General features: G+C 53.5%; 16 protein-coding genes. 5 read left to right on the forward strand and 11 right to left on the reverse strand.

The genetic code is table 11. From position 1 onward, the window contains the following. Window position 1 precedes the first annotated feature (1 nt). The 6 genes from nuoF to lrhA all read right to left on the reverse strand — a co-directional run bounded on the left by nuoF (window position 2) and on the right by lrhA (window position 6,499). Window positions 2-1,342: an NADH-quinone oxidoreductase subunit NuoF gene (nuoF, locus tag L579_RS15120; protein ID WP_152521892.1), complete on the reverse strand. Its 1,341-nt coding sequence runs from the start codon at window positions 1,340-1,342 to the stop codon at window positions 2-4. 2 nt (window positions 1,343-1,344) lie between these two features. Further along, window positions 1,345-1,860 (reverse strand): NADH-quinone oxidoreductase subunit NuoE, encoded by a 516-nt coding sequence (gene nuoE / locus L579_RS15125; RefSeq protein ID WP_013509883.1) that lies wholly within the window; start codon window positions 1,858-1,860, stop codon window positions 1,345-1,347. A gap of 2 nt (window positions 1,861-1,862) precedes the next feature. Then, entirely contained in the window at window positions 1,863-3,662 is a 1,800-nt protein-coding gene (nuoC, locus tag L579_RS15130) for an NADH-quinone oxidoreductase subunit C/D (protein WP_021185074.1), read from the reverse strand. Window positions 3,663-3,778: 116 nt separating this feature from the next. After that, window positions 3,779-4,456 (reverse strand): NuoB/complex I 20 kDa subunit family protein, encoded by a 678-nt coding sequence (locus L579_RS15135; RefSeq protein ID WP_013509885.1) that lies wholly within the window; start codon window positions 4,454-4,456, stop codon window positions 3,779-3,781. 15 nt (window positions 4,457-4,471) lie between these two features. Further along, the gene (locus tag L579_RS15140) at window positions 4,472-4,915 is read right to left on the reverse strand and encodes an NADH-quinone oxidoreductase subunit A (protein ID WP_021185075.1); all 444 of its coding nucleotides are present in this window, start codon (window positions 4,913-4,915) and stop codon (window positions 4,472-4,474) included. Window positions 4,916-5,575: 660 nt separating this feature from the next. Beyond that, window positions 5,576-6,499 (reverse strand): transcriptional regulator LrhA, encoded by a 924-nt coding sequence (lrhA, locus tag L579_RS15145; protein WP_007889314.1) that lies wholly within the window; start codon window positions 6,497-6,499, stop codon window positions 5,576-5,578. A 966-nt stretch (window positions 6,500-7,465) separates the two neighbouring features. Here lrhA and L579_RS15150 point away from each other — a divergent pair. Both L579_RS15150 and yfbR read left to right on the forward strand, forming a co-directional pair. Further along, entirely contained in the window at window positions 7,466-8,683 is a 1,218-nt protein-coding gene (locus L579_RS15150; protein ID WP_013509888.1) for a pyridoxal phosphate-dependent aminotransferase, read from the forward strand. A gap of 69 nt (window positions 8,684-8,752) precedes the next feature. Beyond that, a complete protein-coding gene (gene yfbR, locus L579_RS15155; RefSeq protein ID WP_021185076.1) occupies window positions 8,753-9,352 on the forward strand; it encodes a 5'-deoxynucleotidase in 600 nt (199 codons plus the stop codon). 39 nt (window positions 9,353-9,391) lie between these two features. On the opposite strand, the gene L579_RS15160 is transcribed toward yfbR, so the two are convergent. From L579_RS15160 to yfbV, 3 genes are all read right to left on the reverse strand, one after another. Beyond that, window positions 9,392-10,051, reverse strand: a complete 660-nt coding sequence (locus L579_RS15160) for a sugar phosphatase (RefSeq protein ID WP_021185077.1) — start codon at window positions 10,049-10,051, stop codon at window positions 9,392-9,394. Between the two features lie 14 nt (window positions 10,052-10,065). Continuing rightward, entirely contained in the window at window positions 10,066-10,560 is a 495-nt protein-coding gene (locus L579_RS15165; protein WP_021185078.1) for a YfbU family protein, read from the reverse strand. Between the two features lie 152 nt (window positions 10,561-10,712). After that, on the reverse strand, window positions 10,713-11,165 hold the full coding sequence (yfbV, locus tag L579_RS15170; protein ID WP_036626815.1) for a terminus macrodomain insulation protein YfbV: 453 nt from the start codon (window positions 11,163-11,165) through the stop codon (window positions 10,713-10,715). 338 nt (window positions 11,166-11,503) lie between these two features. Between yfbV and ackA the strand changes: the two genes are divergently transcribed. Both ackA and pta read left to right on the forward strand, forming a co-directional pair. Continuing rightward, on the forward strand, window positions 11,504-12,706 hold the full coding sequence (gene ackA, locus L579_RS15175; protein WP_021185080.1) for an acetate kinase: 1,203 nt from the start codon (window positions 11,504-11,506) through the stop codon (window positions 12,704-12,706). A gap of 69 nt (window positions 12,707-12,775) precedes the next feature. Next, window positions 12,776-14,920, forward strand: coding sequence for a phosphate acetyltransferase (gene pta, locus L579_RS15180; protein ID WP_071783596.1), 2,145 nt, complete (start codon window positions 12,776-12,778; stop codon window positions 14,918-14,920). Between the two features lie 103 nt (window positions 14,921-15,023). Here the strand turns inward: pta and L579_RS15185 are convergent, their stop codons facing one another. After that, window positions 15,024-16,109, reverse strand: a complete 1,086-nt coding sequence (locus L579_RS15185; protein WP_021185083.1) for an ABC transporter ATP-binding protein — start codon at window positions 16,107-16,109, stop codon at window positions 15,024-15,026. A 277-nt stretch (window positions 16,110-16,386) separates the two neighbouring features. Further along, the gene (locus L579_RS15190; protein WP_021185084.1) at window positions 16,387-17,883 is read right to left on the reverse strand and encodes a MocR-like pyridoxine biosynthesis transcription factor PdxR; all 1,497 of its coding nucleotides are present in this window, start codon (window positions 17,881-17,883) and stop codon (window positions 16,387-16,389) included. Between the two features lie 122 nt (window positions 17,884-18,005). Here L579_RS15190 and L579_RS15195 point away from each other — a divergent pair, with 122 nt between their 5' ends. After that, on the forward strand, window positions 18,006-19,265 hold the full coding sequence (locus tag L579_RS15195) for a 4-aminobutyrate--2-oxoglutarate transaminase (RefSeq protein ID WP_021185085.1): 1,260 nt from the start codon (window positions 18,006-18,008) through the stop codon (window positions 19,263-19,265). Window positions 19,266-19,274: the final 9 nt, after the last annotated feature.

Genomic DNA, 19,274 nt, shown 5'->3' on the forward strand with positions numbered 1-19,274 from the left:
ATTACCAGCGCGCTTTCAGCAGGTTGGGCTGAATACCGCCAATAGCGCGGGTATTGCCAAACACCTGCGGCGCAATGCCGGCTTCAAACTCTTCACGGAAATATTTAATCGCGCTTTGCAGCGGCTCGACGGCACCCGGCGCATGCGCACAGAAGGTTTTACCTGGGCCAAGCTGACGGCAAAGTTGTTGCAGGGTTTCGATATCACCCGGCTGACCTTGCTTTTGCTCCAGTGCGCGCAGGATCTTCACGCTCCACGGCAAACCATCACGGCATGGCGTACACCAGCCGCAGGATTCGCGAGCAAAGAACTCTTCCAGATTGCGCACCAGCGAGACCATGTTGATCTCATGATCCACCGCCATCGCCAGCGCGGTTCCCAGACGACTACCGGCTTTACCAATGCTGGCAAATTCCATCGGCAGGTCGAGATGCTGATCGGTGAGGAAGTCGGTCCCTGCGCCACCTGGCTGCCAGGCTTTGAACTTCAGGCCATCGCGCATGCCACCTGCATAGTCTTCGAGGATTTCACGCGCGGTAGTACCGAACGGCAATTCCCAGACACCCGGATTTTTTACGCGGCCTGAGAAGCCCATCATTTTGGTACCGGTGTCTTCACTTTTTGAGATGTTCTTGTACCAATCCACCCCATTGAGGAAGATGGCAGGCACATTTGACAGCGTCTCAACGTTGTTAACACAGGTCGGTTTGCCCCACACACCGGCGCTGGCCGGGAACGGTGGCTTGGAACGCGGGTTAGCGCGACGCCCTTCCAGTGAGTTGATTAACGCTGTCTCTTCACCACAAATGTAGCGGCCTGCCCCGGTATGCACGAACAGCTCGAAATCAAAGCCGGTGCCGAGGATGTTTTTACCGATAAAACCCGCTTCGGTGGCTTCGGCAATCGCTTTACGCAGGTTGGCCGCTGCTTCTATATATTCACCACGCAGGAAGATGTAGCCACGGTAAGCTTTCAACGCAAAGGCGCTGATCAACATACCTTCCACCAACTGGTGCGGCATTTGTTCCATCAGCAGGCGGTCTTTATAGGTGCCCGGCTCCATTTCATCGGCGTTACACAGTAGGTAACGGATGTTCATGGATTCGTCTTTCGGCATCAGGCTCCATTTCAGACCGGTGTTAAAACCGGCACCGCCGCGACCTTTCAGACCGGAGTCTTTTACGGCTGCGACGATTTCGTCCTGGCTCATACCTTTCAGCGCTTTTTCGGCACCGACGTAACCGTTTTTGCTGCGATATTCATCAATCCACACCGGCTGTTTGTCATCACGCAGACGCCAGGTCAAAGGATGCGTTTCCGCAGTACGAATGATCTGTTTGATGGTCATTGATACTGCTCCAGTAAAGTGGCGATACCTTCCGGCGTCAGATGAACGTGGGTGTCTTCATCCACCATCATGGTCGGGCCTTTATCACAGTTACCCAGGCAGCAAGTCGGCAGCAGCGTAAAGCGACCGTCCGGCGTAGTCTGGCCCGGTTTGATATGCAGGTTTTGTTCTAAAGCGGCCTGAATACCCTGATAACCGGTGATATGGCACACCACGCTGTCGCAGTAGCGAATCACATGACGGCCCACTGGCTGGCGATAAATCTGGCTGTAGAAGGTAGCGACACCTTCCACGTCACTGGCCGGAATTCCCAGCACCTCAGCGATGGCGTTAATCGCGCCATCGGGTACCCAGCCACGCTGTTTCTGCACGATCTTCAGGGCTTCAATCGAAGCCGCGCGCGCATCTTCGTAATGGTGTTTTTCGTGCTCAATCGCGTGGTGTTCTGCCTCGCTCAGCACAAAGACCTCATTAGGGTCGATCGTTTGGATGGCAATTTTTTGATCGTGCATAATTAGCGGTCCACGTCTGACATAACAAAATCGATACTACCGAGGTAAACGATCAGGTCGGATACCAGGCTGCCACGGATCACCGACGGGATCTGTTGCAGATGCGGGAAGCTCGGCGTACGCACACGGGTGCGGTAGCTCATGGTGCTGCCGTCGCTGGTCAGGTAGTAACTGTTGATCCCTTTGGTCGCCTCGATCATCTGGAAGGATTCGTTGGCCGGCATTACCGGACCCCAGGAAACCTGTAGGAAGTGAGTAATCAGGGTTTCAATGTGTTGTAGCGTGCGCTCTTTTGGCGGCGGCGTGGTCAGCGGGTGATCCGCCTTGAACGGCCCTTCCGGCATATTTTTCAGGCATTGCTCCAGAATACGCAGCGACTGCCACATTTCTTCCATTTTCAGCATCACGCGGGTGTAGGCATCGCTGATGCCCGCACCGACCGGAATCTCAAAATCGAAGTGTTCATAACCTGAATAGGGGCGCCATTTACGTACGTCAAAATCAAGACCGGTCGCGCGCAGACCCGCACCGGTGGTGCCCCAGGCCAACGCTTCATCCATGTTGTACGCGGCAACGCCCTGTGAACGCCCCATCAACACGCGGTTACGCAGCGCGGCTTTGTCGTACTCTTTCAGACGCTTAGGCATCCAGTCGAGGAAGTCACGCAGCAGACGTTCCCAACCTTTCGGCAGATCGTGCGCTACACCACCAATACGGAACCATGCCGGATGCATACGGAAACCGGTGATGGCTTCCACCACGTCATAGATTTTCTGACGGTCGGTAAAGGCAAAGAACACCGGCGTCATCGCGCCGACGTCCTGAATAAAGGTCGAGATATAGAGCAGATGGCTGTTGATGCGGAACAGCTCTGACAGCATCACGCGAATCACATTGACGCGATCCGGCACGGTGATACCCGCCAGTTTTTCGACCGCCAGCACATACGGCATTTCATTAACGCAACCGCCGAGGTATTCGATACGGTCGGTGTACGGAATATAGCTGTGCCAGGACTGACGCTCACCCATCTTCTCGGCACCACGGTGGTGATAACCGACATCCGGGACGCAATCGACAATCTCTTCACCGTCGAGTTGCAGAATGATGCGGAACGCACCGTGTGCAGACGGGTGGTTCGGACCCAGGTTGAGGAACATGAAGTCCTCATTGGCGGTGCTGCGCTTCATGCCCCACTCTTCTGGCTTGAAGGTCAGCGACTCCATCTCAAGGTCTTCTTTTTGCTTGGTCAGCGTGAAGGGGTCAAACTCAGTCGCGCGCGCCGGATAGTCCTTACGCAGCGGGTGCCCTTCCCACGTCTGCGGCATCATGATGCGCGTCAGGTGCGGGTGACCATCAAAAGTCATACCAAACATTTCCCAGGTTTCGCGCTCATACCAGTTGGCATTCGGGAAAATTTTGGTGATGGTTGGCAAATGCATATCGTTTTCAGACAACGCGACCTTGAGCATGATGTCGCGATTGCGTTCAATAGATAGCAGATGATAGAAAACGGAAAAATCCGCGGCAGGTAACCCGGCGCGGTTGGTACGTAAACGCTCATCCATGCCATGCAAATCATAAAGCATGACGTAAGGCTTCGGCAGCTTACGAAGGAATTCAACAATTTCCAGCAATTGTTCACGCTTCACCCAAACCACCGGGATGCCGGTGCGGGTAGCCTGAACGGTAAAGGCGTCCGGCCCAAAACGGTTACGCAGCTCGCCGATCACCGGGTCGTCCAGGTGATCCCGGGTTTGCCATGCAGGCTGAGCGAGATCTTGCGTGGTTAAATCTGTCATACGTTACTCACCATTCCGGCCTGTAATCAGGCACTCAAAAGAAGGCGTCAGGATGGCGGCACACATTAAATTGTGGTGTTCTGCTGCGGCCGTGGCTCCATCCGTGTACGGGTAGCTTAAACTTCGTCGGGTGTTCTCAGGTTGGTGACGGCAATGCGTTCACCGCGTTTTCTTTCGCGCTCCGACTGCATATTGGCGCGATAGACACCCTGATCACCCACCACCCACGAGAGAGGACGACGCTCTTTACCGATGGACTCGCGTAACAGCAGCAGCGCCTGCATGTAAGCTTCCGGACGCGGCGGGCAGCCCGGAATGTACACATCCACCGGCAGGAATTTATCCACGCCCTGCACCACTGAATAGATGTCATACATGCCGCCGGAGTTGGCACAGGCTCCCATCGAGATCACCCATTTGGGTTCCAGCATCTGGTCATACAAACGCTGAATCACCGGTGCCATCTTGGTAAAGGGCGTACCGGCAATCACCATGAAGTCAGCCTGACGCGGGGAGGCACGCATAACTTCCGCACCAAAACGCGCCACGTCATGCACCGCAGTAAATGACGTGGTCATTTCCACGTAGCAACAGGAAAGGCCGAAGTTATACGGCCAGAGAGAGTTTTTACGTCCCCAGTTCACCATGTCGTGCAGGGCATGCTCAAGTTTGCCCATGTAGACGCTGCGGTGAACATGCTGCTCCAGAGGATCGGCGACAATCTCCTGTTTTTGCAGCGGATAGCGATCGTTATCGCCCCCGTTTGGGTCTACGCGTGTCAGCGTGTAGTCCATCTTATTGCCTCGCTTTTACTGCTTATGAGGATTGGTGTGGCTGTGACTGATCGGGATTGATTTGACGACAACGCGACGACGCGCAGGCGCCCAATCCAGTGCACCGATGCGAACCAGGTAAACCAGGCCTGCCAGCAGCACCAAAATGAAAATTGCGGCTTCGACAAAGCCGACCCAGCCGCTTTCGCGGATGGAGGTCGACCATGCGTATAAAAAGAGGGCTTCGACGTCGAAAATTACGAAGAACATCGCAACCAGATAGAATTTTGCGGAGAGGCGAATATGGGTGTCACCGACCGAGTCGATACCCGATTCAAACGGGGTGTTTTTGTAGCGCGCCCGGGCACGTCCACCTAACAACCAGCCACCGGTCAACATGAAGGCACAAAGACCGAACGCGATAACAATAAATACAATAAATGCCCAGTGATGAGCGATCACTTCAGTGGTTGTCGACATACTCTTTGCTTACTCATCAAAAGTGGCGCTGGCATCCTGCACTGTCGCAGCAAACACACCACATCGATTCAAGGGAAGGATAAAAAACCTTATAAACTTTGCTGTCATTATCAATTAAGCAGCAATTTTATGGGGTTTTTTACTCCTTTCTATAACCTTTTGTCAACTTTGACAAAAGTATCCAAACATTATTTTACATCCGCAGCATATTATTAACATACAAGGCCCGTTGCGCCAGCTAAATCGCTTCAGTTTGTGAGGTTAATTTCAGTGTAGCGGGAATTCACATGCATGGATCGTGCATTTAACAATCATATTTTGACAGGAATTAACCGGATTTCCTTGTCCTTTTCAGGGCTATTTTTTTGATCCAGAACACATAACAGTGCTTTTTGCTGTAAAAATCGGCAAAAGGGACAGGCAAACGCCCAGGAGAAGATGGCACGAAATGATAAAAGCGTTCCACTTAACATAAAAATGGAATGCATTTCATTTTTTTGGAAGGCTGGGAATAATTTGGTGCTAATTTCGTCTGATATATCCAACAAAAATGACACAAAAAAAGCCTTAGCCGGTAAAAACCAGGCTAAGGCTTATTTATCGATGTTTTAACAATTGACCGATATTCTATTTGAGAACGATTATCGGCTCAAATTGTTATTACTCTTCATCATCCAGCAGCAGCGTACCATCCGGATTCGCGCTCAGGTTGTACGGATCGTTAGTGGATTGCATGGCATTGAAAATCGCCAGCGCCAACTCGTTATCGCTGTCCGGGTTACGGCACAGCAGATATTGCGTATCCGGCAACACAGGCAAACCTTCAGCCGCTCCCATCACACGCAGCTCCGGACTCATCATCTCAACCGGACGCGCCGTGACCCCAAGCCCGGCTTTAACCGCAGCACGGACCGCAGCCAGGGTGGAAGCGACGTAAGAGATACGCCACGGGATACCCGCTTCGTTCAGATGGTCAATCGCCATATCGCGATACGGGCTGGGCTCATCCAACAGCACCAGAGGAATCGCTTCGCCGCGCTGGAAGATATAGTCAGCCGCGCAATACCACAAGGTCGGCGACGTGCGCAGTACCTGATGGGTGAAGTTACCCGGACTCGAGGTGGTTACGACCAAATCCACTTCGCCCTGGTTCAGCATTTCCATCATAAATGGATTGCGCTTCACGCGAACATCAATCGCCAGTTTCGGATAGACCGAGGTTACGCGATTAAGCAGGAATGGCAGGATGGTGTCGGAAGTATCATCAGAAGCGCCAATGGTCAGCACGCCCTGAATATTGCTGTACATCAGAGAGGTACAAGCTTCGTCGTTGAAACGAAGGATCTTTCTGGCGTAGCCCAGCAGTTGGATGCCATGCTCCGTCAGCAATTTATTACGTCCATGTCTGGCAAACAGCTCTTTACCTACCAATTGTTCCAGACGCTGCATCTGCTGGCTTACTGCTGATTGCGTTCTGCACACGGCCGCAGCCGCAGCTGCAAAGGTGTTCAGGTCAGCAACGGCGACGAAAGTTCTCAGCAGATCGAGGTCGAGATTCAGTATCGGACGATTTGCATTAGTCATGTTTTTCTTCACTTATAAGATTTTTTACAAACTACTACCCTGGTGTATTACCTTACTCATCATTGGGATAAGAGGTAATGGTGCTTAATGACAGCCCTGTGTGGAGACTGTCATGAAAAACTGTGTCAGGCGGATACCAACGATTACGTCACTCTGAAAACAGAGCAGCGGCGTCAATAAGACAGAACAACTTCTCGGGCCGAAAGCGTAAATCGCGCAAATGCAGGAAGCTGTGTAGTTGCCTGGTTTTCCGCAAAAAGGAGCTGCGGATCAAAAAATGATAACTGCGTGTTATGATGATGCGAAGAGGTAAACTGCATCAAATAATAAATTATACTTAATCATTTTTGCACCAGAAAGGGAAATGTTTTTATCAGAAACCTTGTAATTTTTGACCAAAACCCCTTTCCAGCACATCCTGCCACAATGCTGCTCATTTTTTAAGCCCTCCTGGTTCCTAAACTTGTCAGGGAAAGCTTAAGTTTCAGCGTAAATGCTCTTTATCGCAGGCCGCCAGCGGCTATCTGAACCAGGCCCATCTTTGAATTAGCCCACTGAAACTCGATGAGAATGAGGTGCATTTTCTAACGCCAGCAGAGGATGGGCCAATAACGGTTAACTATTCATCTTCTGACAAATATTTTTTAACTATTTCATCCTGTCGCTAATAATCCAATCCCGCAGTTGTGAATAAATTTTTTTTAATCACACCCTCATCATCTGGATTAAGGTGTTTACAGACCACCTCAACGCAACCAGCATTAAATTTCAACTTTCTTTACTTTACTGGACAATTTAACCACCTTAATTAGTCTAAGATATCTTTTCCCCCAGGACTAGCTCGAAAAATTGCCAAACACGCCAAAACCTGAGGTGACCCTTCTTTTGTTACGGGGAGAGGAGTAAATTGGGCGGGTTTGTTTTTTGTGGCAGGTTAAATGGACTCTGCCCGTTAAGGCGGTAGCGATGAATTTTCAAATTGATAAATCCGGTAAGCTGGATAATGTCTGCTATGACATCCGTGGGCCGGTACTGAAAGAGGCGAAACGTCTCGAAGAAGAAGGCAACAAAGTTCTCAAACTCAACATTGGCAACCCTGCCCCGTTTGGTTTTGAAGCCCCCGATGAAATCCTGGTTGATGTGATCCGCAACCTGCCCAGCGCACAAGGGTATTGTGACTCCAAAGGTCTCTACTCGGCGCGCAAAGCGATCATGCAGCATTACCAGGCGCGCGAAATGCGCGATATGACCGTTGAAGACATCTATATAGGTAATGGCGTTTCGGAACTGATCGTGCAAGCCATGCAGGCATTGCTGAACAGCGGCGATGAAATGCTGGTGCCCGCACCTGATTACCCGTTATGGACAGCAGCGGTTTCGCTTTCCAGTGGTAAAGCGGTTCATTATCTGTGTGACGAGTCTTCGGATTGGTTCCCGGACCTGGATGATATCCGCAGCAAAATCACGCCGCGCACGCGTGGTATTGTGATCATCAACCCGAACAACCCGACCGGTGCGGTCTACAGCAAAGAACTTCTGCTGGAGATTGTCGAGATTGCGCGTCAGCATAATTTGATCATCTTTGCCGATGAGATCTACGACAAGATTTTATACGACGAAGCCCAGCATCATTCTATTGCTGCGCTGGCACCGGACCTGCTGACCGTTACCTTTAACGGTCTGTCAAAAACCTATCGCGTTGCCGGTTTCCGTCAGGGCTGGATGGTGCTGAACGGCCCCAAAAAGCATGCCAAAGGCTATATCGAAGGTCTGGAGATGCTGGCGTCAATGCGCCTGTGTGCCAACGTACCGGCGCAACACGCAATCCAGACGGCGTTGGGCGGCTACCAGAGCATCAGTGAGTTTATCGCACCAGGTGGACGGTTATATGAACAGCGTCAGCGCGCCTGGGAATTAATCAATGACATTCCCGGCGTCAGCTGTGTGAAACCGCAGGGTGCGCTCTATATGTTCCCGCGTATTGATGCGAAAAAGTTCAACCTGTTCGACGACCAGAAAATGGTGCTCGATTTCCTGCTACAGGAAAAAGTGCTGTTGGTTCAGGGTACCGCGTTCAACTGGCCGTGGCCGGATCATGTGCGTATCGTGACCCTGCCACGCGTTGACGATCTGGAAATGGCCATCAGCAAGTTTGGTCGCTTCCTGCAAGGGTATCGTCAGTAACCGCAGACGCGTATAGTTGTGGTATTTCGGGGAGAGTCCTCTCTCCCCGTTGTACGACAGGAACCGCTCATGACCCGAAGCCATTTTTTCGCCCATCTCTCCCGTCTCAAACTGATCAACCGCTGGCCGCTGATGCGTAACGTGCGCACTGAAAACGTCTCTGAACACAGCCTTCAGGTGGCGATGGTTGCTCACGCGCTGGCTATCATTAAGAACAAAAAATTTAACGGTAATCTCAATGCTGAACGCATTGCGATGCTGGCGCTTTATCATGATGCCAGTGAAGTGCTGACCGGTGATCTGCCAACTCCGGTGAAGTATTACAACGCACAAATCGCTCATGAATATAAGAAGATAGAGAAAATTGCACAGCAAAAGCTGATTGAGATGCTGCCTCCTGAATTGCAGGATGCTTACCGCCCATTACTGGACGAACATCTGCATAGCGAAGCGGAACAGGCGGTAGTGAAGCAAGCCGATGCCTTGTGCGCGTACGTGAAGTGTCTTGAGGAGTTGTCAGCCGGGAACAACGAATTCCTGCTGGCAAAAGCGCGTCTTGAAAAAACCCTGGCGCAACGCCGTTCGCCAGAAATGGATTACTTTGTCGAGGTGTTCATTCCCAGCTTTAGCCTGTCACTGGACGAGATTTCGCAGGAAACGCCGCTGTAGCGGCGTGATTCACGGCGCGGTAAATCGCGCCGTTGCGAATTATGCTTTCAGCGACAGGGTAAAACCGCCCTTCCCAGCACCGGTGACCACCAACGCTTCCAGCGTAGTCAGCGAAAAAGTTACATCGCTGAGACGTGGAGTATCGGCTGGGGCATTCACGGCGATCACCGCGCTTCCGGCATTCAGTCCCGCCAGCACGCCCGCAGGCGCATCTTCAACTACTACGCATTCACGCGCGCTTAACCCCAGTTGCTCAGCCCCCAGCAGATAGGCGTCCGGCTCCGGCTTGCCGCGTTTAACATTCTCAGCCGTGATAAAGACCGCGGGCGCAGGCAGACCGGCGGCTTTGTGGCGCGCATGAGCAACCGGAATCGAACCCGAAGTCACGATTGCCCACGGAATTTGCAGCTCGTTCAGCGTTGCCAGTAGCACCTGCGCGCCAGGTAAGGCTTGAACGCCATCAGTATCTGACGCTTCAATGCTTTCCAGACGCAAAAACTCCGCCTGAATCGCTTCCTCGCTCTGGCCCGCCATAAAATGACGTAACGACGTTATTGCCTGTTTGCCATGAATGAAGTTCAGAATGACGTCTGCCGTAAACCCATGGCGTGCGCCCCATTGTGACCACGCACGCTCTACGGCAGGCAGTGAATCCACCAGCGTGCCATCCAAATCAAACAGAAAACCTCTGTACGTCACTCGCTACTCCTTCTTCAGGCATTGAGGATTTGCGCAATCTCATTCGCGCTTAAATGGTACTGACGGGGGCAAGTGTGCCACAACGCCAGCATCCGTTGATATTTTTCCCACATCGGCGTTTGTGCATTAAAACCGTGGGTACCGGAATCGAAATGGGTATAACGCCCTTCGGTGTTAACCATAAAACGCACATAGCCGAGATAGCGCGCTTCCGTCGCGGCATCAAAGCCAAGAAAGGCAAGGCGACGCTCCTCAATCTGTGCACCCTCTTTGAGATTGGACCAGGAGACATGCAACGCATGGTGCATCTCCATGATATCGATCAGGGTGCGGCAAGTTGCTTCACTCAGCTCGCCAAACTCTTTATCCAGTTCGCGCAGTTGCAGGCCATAGCCGCGTTCGATGATGGTTTGATAACGACGATAGCGCTCGGCATTATCCGGCTCAAGCATCGCCATCATTTTGTATTGATTCGACAGGATGAGCCGCTGTGCGTGGGTCATTTCCATGATGTTCTCCAGGGTCATTGCGACCGTTTAAAATTTAAACCAATGGAGAAATGATTGCACAACGGAAGTGATGCGGGTATGTCCGCACCACTTTTCTTTGATTTGACCCCGGATAAGCGGCAAATTCTGTCGCAGTTAAAAAGACGCTGCGATCAAAGATCGTCAAGAAAGGTACGATCGAGTTGCTTGAACGCGCGTTTTAACACATCCGCCAGCGCCTGATAGGTCGGCTTTCCTTCCACCGGGGCAATCGCCTGTCCGGCCTCTTCCAGTTTGGCGCGCACTTCATGGAACCATTGCAGTAAGGTTGGCGGAAGCGGTGTCATCGAACGTTTGCCCAGCCACCACAGCCCCTGCATTGGCAGGCTACAGGCGAATAATGCTGTCGCAACGGCTGGTCCCAGTTGCCCACCCATCGCGATTTGCCAGGTCAGGGTGAAGATAGCCAATGGCGGCATAAAACGAATAGAAAAACGCGTTGCCGTCACTACCCGATTTTCAGGAAAAACAGGTGCCAGGCGTTTATCAGCCGGCCAGGTCTTCATGTAATGCTGTCCGCGCTGAAATAAGCCGAACCAGCCAGGATTGCCCGTGTCATTCGCCATGATAGACCTCAACTATTCTTACAACATTTAAAATAAACCGATAACTACACAACTTTACGTGACATCCTTCAAAAGTTTTTGTCTTTAAGGGTGACACTGAGTATTCTGACGCCGTTTTAGCAACATTACCGGAAGCTACTGCTCAATTAAAGAACAGTTTAGAGCCATGTTTCGCTAAGCGGATTTCAAAAATTCGCGTAAAATTACCAAAATTTTTTGCGGAACGGTCTCTTTTTGACTACCGCATGATGTTAATCATTAATTTACCAGCTTTCATGGGCTACGCTGTTAGTCTGATCGCGTTATTTTTCGCCACTATTTAACCAATAGGTACTTCCATGTCGACGAAGTTAGTTCTGGTTCTGAACTGCGGCAGCTCCTCACTCAAGTTTGCCATCCTCAACCCCGCCAGCGGCGACGAATATCTCTCCGGCCTGGCTGAATGCTTCCATCTGCCCGAAGCACGCATTAAGTGGAAACTGGAAGGTAGCAAACAGGAAGCCCCTCTGGGTGCGGGTGCCGCGCATAGCGAAGCCCTCAACTTCATTGTTAAAACTATTCTGGCACAAAAACCAGAGCTGTCGGCACAAATCGCTGCAATCGGTCATCGCATCGTGCATGGCGGCGAACAGCTGACCCAATCCGTTGTGATTGATGAATCCGTAATCCAGGGGATCAAAGACGCTTCTTCCTTTGCTCCGCTGCACAATCCGGCACATCTGATTGGTATCGACGAAGCGATGAAAAACTTCCCGCATCTGTCTGATAAGAATGTGGCGGTTTTTGATACAGCTTTCCATCAGACAATGCCTGAAGAATCTTATCTCTACGCCCTGCCCTACAAACTGTATAAAGAGCACGGCGTACGTCGTTATGGCGCGCATGGTACCAGTCACTATTATGTGACTCAGGAAGCGGCCAAAATGCTGGATAAACCGGTGACAGAACTGAATGTGATCACTTGCCACCTTGGCAATGGCGGTTCTGTTTCGGCCATTCGCAACGGCGTGTGCGTTGATACCTCAATGGGTCTGACGCCGCTGGAAGGTCTGGTGATGGGTACCCGCAGCGGTGACATCGATCCGGCGATCGTATTCTTCCTGCACGACACCCTCGGCATGAACGTGGATGCCATCAACAAACTGCTGACCAAAGAGTCCGGCCTGCTGGGTCTGACCGAAGTCACCAGCGACTGCCGTTATGTCGAAGATAACTACACCACCAAAGAAGATGCTAAACGCGCTATGGACGTGTTCTGTCATCGTCTGGCGAAGTATATCGGTGGCTACACCTCCCTGATGGAAGGCCGCCTCGACGCCGTGGTGTTCACCGGCGGTATCGGTGAGAATGCCGCGATGGTACGCGAACTGTCATTGCAGAAACTGGGGTTGATCGGCTTCGAAGTGGATCACGAACGTAACCTGGCCGCGCGTTTCGGCAAGTCTGGCTTCATTAACAAAGAAGGGACTCGCCCGGCACTGGTCATCCCGACCAACGAAGAGTTGGTCATCGCCCAGGACGCTGCGCGTCTTACCGCATAAATGCTTCTCTCCGTCAGCTCAGGCTGACGGAGTTGTTTTGAGCCATTGCAATACCAGAGAGGATATAACGTGTCTCGTACAATTATGCTCATTCCTACCGGCACCAGCGTCGGCCTGACCAGCGTCAGCCTAGGCGTGATCCGTGCGATGGAACGCAAAGGCGTGCGCCTGAGCGTATTCAAGCCTATCGCCCAGCCGCGCGCTGGCGGCGATACGCCAGACCAGACCACCACCATCATTCGTAAGAACTCCTCCATCCCAGCCGCCGAACCGCTGCTGATGTCACGCGTTGAGTCGCTGCTCGGTTCTAACCAGCAGGATGTGCTGATGGAAGAGATCATCGCCCGCTACCATGAAAACACCAAAGACGCGGAAGTGGTGCTGGTTGAAGGTCTGGTGCCGACGCGCAAACATCAGTTTGCCTCTGCGCTGAACTATGAAATCGCCAAGACCCTGAATGCGGAAATCGTGTTTGTGACCGCACTGGGCAACGATTCACCGGCGCAGCTGAAAGAACGTATCGAACTGACGCAAAGCAGCTTTGGCGGCAGCAAGAACAAAAACATCACCGGCGTGATCATCAATAAACTGAACGCCCCGGTCGATGAACAAGGCCGTACGCGTCCTGACCTGTCAGAGATCTTTGACGACTCCTCCAAAGCCAGCATCGCCAACATCGATCCGAAGCAGCTGTTTGCTGACAGCCCGCTGCCGGTGTTGGGTTGCGTGCCGTGGAGCTTTGATCTGATCGCTACGCGTGCGATTGATATGTCCCGTCACCTGAACGCTGACATCATCAATGAAGGCGACATCCACACCCGTCGGGTGAAATCCGTCACCTTCTGCGCCCGCAGCATCCCGCATATGCTGGAACATTTCCGTCCGGGTTCCCTGCTGGTGACCTCGGCAGACCGCCCGGATGTGCTGGTTGCCGCCTGCCTGGCCGCGATGAATGGCGTAGAAATCGGTGCCATTCTGTTGACCGGCGGTTATCAGATCGATGAACGTATTGGTCGTCTGTGCGAACGCGCCTTCCAGACTGGCCTGCCGGTCTTTATGGTGAAAACCAACACCTGGCAGACCTCGCTCAGCCTGCAAAGCTTTAACCTTGAGGTTCCGGCTGACGATACCCAGCGCATCGAAAAAGTGCAGGAGTACGTTGCCAGCTACATCAACAACGACTGGATCGAGTCGCTGACGGCGACGTCAGAGCGCAGCCGTCGTCTGTCACCGCCAGCATTCCGCTACCAGTTGACCGAGCTGGCACGCAAAGCGGGCAAACGCATCGTACTGCCGGAAGGCGACGAACCGCGTACCGTGAAAGCGGCCGCAATCTGTGCCGAACGTGGCATCGCCACCTGCGTGCTGCTGGGTAATCCGGACGAGATCCAACGCGTTGCTGCGGCACAGGGTGTTGAACTGGGTAAAGGTATCGAGATTGTTGATCCGGAAGTGGTCCGTGGGAACTACGTGCCACGCCTGGTCGAACTGCGTAAGAGCAAAGGCATGACCGAAGTGGTCGCGCAGGAGCAACTGGAAGATAACGTGGTGCTCGGCACCATGATGCTGGAAAGTGGCGAAGTCGACGGCCTGGTATCCGGTGCCGTACACACCACCGCTAACACCATCCGTCCGCCGTTGCAGTTGATCAAAACCGCGCCGAACAGCTCACTGGTTTCCTCGGTGTTCTTTATGCTGTTGCCGGAGCAGGTGCTGGTGTATGGAGACTGCGCTATCAACCCGGATCCGAACCCGGAACAGCTGGCAGAAATCGCGATTCAGTCTGCCGACTCGGCCAAAGCCTTCGGTATCGATCCGCGCGTGGCAATGATCTCCTACTCCACCGGTAACTCTGGTGCCGGTAGCGATGTAGAGAAAGTGCGTGAAGCGACCCGTATCGCGCTGGAAAAACGTCCGGATCTGGTGATCGACGGTCCGTTGCAGTATGACGCCGCCATCATGGAAGACGTGGCGAAATCCAAAGCGCCGAACTCGCAAGTTGCAGGCCGTGCGACTGTGTTTATCTTCCCGGATCTCAACACCGGTAACACCACCTACAAAGCGGTACAGCGTTCCGCTGACCTGATCTCCATCGGGCCGATGTTGCAGGGGATGCGTAAGCCGGTGAACGACCTGTCACGCGGTGCGCTGGTAGATGATATCGTCTACACCATCGCACTGACGGCGATTCAGTCACAGCAGGCTGAAGGTTAAAACGCTAAAGGCGTCCCGTGGACGCCTTTTTTTTGCGCGATAAATCGCGCCGCTACGGCCAGGAAAACGTTGGTAGCGGCGCGATTTATCGCGCATTACTGCATTATTGCAACATCACATCCAGCGCACGCAGATGCTGCGGCTGCCACGACAGCGTCACCTGTGCACCCGGCTGCCAACTCTTGTCCATCTTCGATGGCGACAGTTTCACCATAAAATTCCCCTGACCTGCTACGCTGGTCAACATCCGCACATGGTCGCCAAGATAAATAAACTGCTGGATCTGCGCCTGCACGATCTGATCGCCCTGCTCCGGTGCATTGACGTTGACGCGCTCCGGACGAATGCTGAGCTGGATCTTTTTACCCGGTGAACTGGGACGCACTTTTAACGCATCCAGTTGTGTACCGTCATCCAGTTTAACCTGATAGAAATCACCGTTCTGCGTCACCTGCGTTGCCAGCAAGCTGTTGTTTTCGCCGATAAACTGCGCAACGAAGGCGTTCTCCGGCTGCTCGTAAAGTTTATCCGGGCTGTCCATCTGCTGGATCATACCGTCGTTAAACACCGCTACCCGATCGGACATGGTCATTGCTTCGCTTTGATCGTGCGTCACATAGACGATCGTCAGGCCGAGCATATCGTGTAACTGTTTGATCTCCATCTGCATATGTTCACGCAATTGTTTGTCCAGCGCACCGAGGGGTTCATCCATCAACACCAGCTTCGGCTCAAACACCAGGGCGCGCGCCAGTGCCACGCGTTGCTGTTGTCCACCGGACATTTGCGCCGGGTAACGATCCGCCAGCGAGGTGAGCTTGATCATGTCCAGGATGCGATCCACACGGGATTTGATATCCGCTTTGTTCATACGCCGGATCGACAGCGGAAACGCGAGGTTCTCCGCCACGGTCATATGCGGGAACAGTGCATAATTCTGGAACACCATACCAATATCGCGCTGGTGCGGCGGCAACGTATGCAACGGTTTATCACGCAACAGAATCTCGCCATCAGTCGGCGTTTCAAACCCCGCCAGCATCATCAGACTGGTGGTTTTACCCGAACCGGATGGACCAAGCAGCGTGAGAAACTCCCCTTCCTCCACGTCAAGATTGAGGTTACGCACCACCAGCTTATCGCCGTCGTAACTCTTTTTTATGTTCCTGAAACTAACGAAATTTCTCATGACGTTCTCTCGTAATGCGTGAAGGAAATGTAATCCAGGCACGGTTCCTGCATGAACAAGTTGAAAATGCACATGCTGGCGGCTCTTTTTTTAGCACTACCACATCGCATTTCAGGAACACAAGAGAAATTTGACAATTCAACTACAAAATTAGCCTGAATCAAAAATCGCAGGCTATTGTTTTCTATTGTCTTTTTAAAATTTACGTTGCGAAAATGTTAAAGATAACTCAACTGCACTGATAACGTGCCCTGCACCGTGTCAGGGCAACATCGCATCACTGAGCAACAGGCGTGGTTTTAAGGTGATGTTGCAACCGTTGCAGAATCGGCGCGAAGGCGGTGGCCATCTGCGCTTCGTCGACACAGGCGTAGCCCAGCAGCAACCCGCGACGCAGCGTGCCACGCTGGTAATACGACGACAACGGGCGCGTTAACACGCCGTTCTGCTCCAACTCCGCGCTGAAGGCCACATCGTCGATACTTTCCGGCAATCCGAGAATCAGGTGCAGTCCGGCGTTGCTGTGATGCACCACCCAGGACGCGCCCAGCGTTTCACTGATCAACGCCACCAGCGCCGCGCGGCGGCGACTGTAAATCTGCCGCATGCGCCTGACGTGCGCAGCGTAATGCCCTTCGCGAATAAACTCCGCCAGCGTCAGTTGCACCAGACCGTAGCCGCCACGATACAACTCCGAGTGGGCCATTTTCATGCGGGCCGCCAGCGGTTTGGGGACCACCATGTAACTCAGGCGGATACCCGGATAGAGCGTCTTGCTGAAAGTACCGAGATAAATCACCGGCGCATCCGGGGACAACCCCTGAAGCGCAGGAATCGGGCTACCCGCAAAGCGAAACTCGCCGTCGTAATCATCCTCAACCACCCAGCTACCGGTACTTTTAGCGCGATTTAATAACTCATGCCGGCGTTGCAGGCTCATCACCGCCCCAAGCGGATACTGGTGCGATGGCGTCACGCAAATCAGGCGCGGAGCAGGTCGGTCACTCTGCTCCGGCGGCAGCACCAACCCCTGCTCGTCCACCTCGGTGGGGATCAGCTCGATACCGTTAACCGCCAGCACATTGCGAATGCCCCAATAGCCCGGTTCTTCCACCAGCGCGCTATCGCCGGGGTCGCACAGCATCTTCGCCAGCAAATCGAGCGACTGATGCGTCCCGGCTGTCACCAGCACCTGCTCTGCCGTGCAGTTGACCGAACGGATCACCCGCAGGTACTCAGCCAACGCCTGTTGCAGCTCAACGCAACCACCGTGGTTGGCGTAGCTCAGGGATTCCACCGGCAGACGACGGCTGATACGCAACTGGATTTTGCGCCAGATGTCGTGTGGCATGTAGCTGACATCCGGCACCCCCGGCATAAACGCCCCCCACTGGAACGCCCCGGCCCCACTTTGCGACAGCAGCCGCGTACCGCGTCGTGACAAGCGGATGTTGCTCATCGCACGCGGTTTGATGGCGGGTGCCGGTGCCACTTCCGAGCTCTCTTCAGGCAACACCAGGGTGACGAAGGTACCACTTCCGGTTCGCGTCTCCAGATACCCTTCAGATTGCAGTTTTTCATAGGCCGCCAGCACGGTATTACGTGATACCGACAGCTCGCGCGCCAGGTCACGGCTGGCGGGCAAACGCACGCCGGTGGCAATGGCCCCTTCCTGAATCGCCCCCTGCAACACATCGTACAGGCGCTTCGCCAACGGGCCGCCGGAAAGCTGATTTAAACGCTGAAACAGCAGGTCACCCAGTAAGCTGCGCAAAATTGGTACCTCAAAATAAAAAAAACTGGCTCTGGATTATAAAACCCTGAAAACGCTAAAAAGCAAGCAGGGCAGTTTTCCGGCGTGAAATCAGCCGGCGAATCACATGATGAGGTTGAGCTATGAGTAACAGCGAATTACAGGCACGTCGTTTAAACGCCACCCCGCGTGGGGTCGGTGTGATGTGCGATTTCTATGCCGTGAAAGCGGAAAACGCCACGCTCTGGGATCATCAGGGCCGCGAATACACCGATTTCAGCGCTGGCATCGCGGTGCTGAACACCGGTCACCGCCATCCTAAAGTGATGGCAGCAGTGAAGCAGCAACTGGATTGCTTCACCCACACCGCATTCCAGGTCATCCCGTACGAGAATTACATCAGCCTGGCCGAGCGTTTGAACGAACGTGTACCGGTGGCCGGTCCGGCCAAAACCACGTTCTTCTCCACCGGCGCAGAAGCGGTGGAAAACGCGGTGAAGATTGCCCGCGCTGCCACCGGACGTCCGGGTATCATCGCCTTCACCGGTGCGTTTCATGGCCGTACCCATATGACCATGACCCTGACCGGCAAAGTGGTGCCTTACAAAACCGGTTTCGGCCCGTTTGCCAGCTCGGTATTCCACGCCCGCTATCCCAACGCACTGCATGGCCACAGCGTTGCCGCAGCACTGGAAAGCCTCGAAGCGATTTTCAAATGCGATATCAGCCCACAGCAGGTGGCGGCAATTATTTTCGAACCGATTCAGGGCGAAGGCGGCTTCAATGTCGCGCCGCCAGAGTTTGTCAGCGCGCTGCGCAAGCTGTGTGACCAGCACGGAATTCTGCTGATTGCCGACGAGATTCAGAGCGGGTTTGCCCGCACCGGTAAACTGTTCGCCTGTGAATACTACGACGTCAAACCCGATCTGATCACCATGGCGAAGAGCCTGGCAGGCGGCATGCCGCTGTCAGCGGTGGCCGGTCGCGCCGAAGTGATGGATGCCCCGCAACCGGGTGGTCTGGGCGGCACCTACGCCGGTAGCCCACCAGCAATTGCTGCGGCACACGCGGTGCTCGATGTTATCGATGAAGAACAGCTGTGCCTGCGTGCCAATCAGCTCGGCGCAAAACTTACCGAAACCTTACAGGGTGCCGGTTGTCGCGCACTGGTTGACGTACGTGGCCGTGGTTCGATGATCGCCGCAGAATTTAACGATGCGGCTGGCAAGCCGTCTGCCGATATCGCCCGTTCCATTCAGCAACAGGCGCTGGCTCAGGGGTTGATTCTGCTGACCTGCGGTGTATACGGCAACGTGATCCGCTTCCTCTATCCGCTCACCATTCCGGACGCGCAGTTCGACAGTGCCTTGCAACTGCTGACCGGCATTCTGGCAAAACACTAAGTCTCCCCC

The organism is Pantoea sp. AS-PWVM4, assembly GCF_000468095.1.
In the GTDB taxonomy this organism is placed as follows: Bacteria; Pseudomonadota; Gammaproteobacteria; order Enterobacterales; family Enterobacteriaceae; genus Pantoea; species Pantoea phytobeneficialis.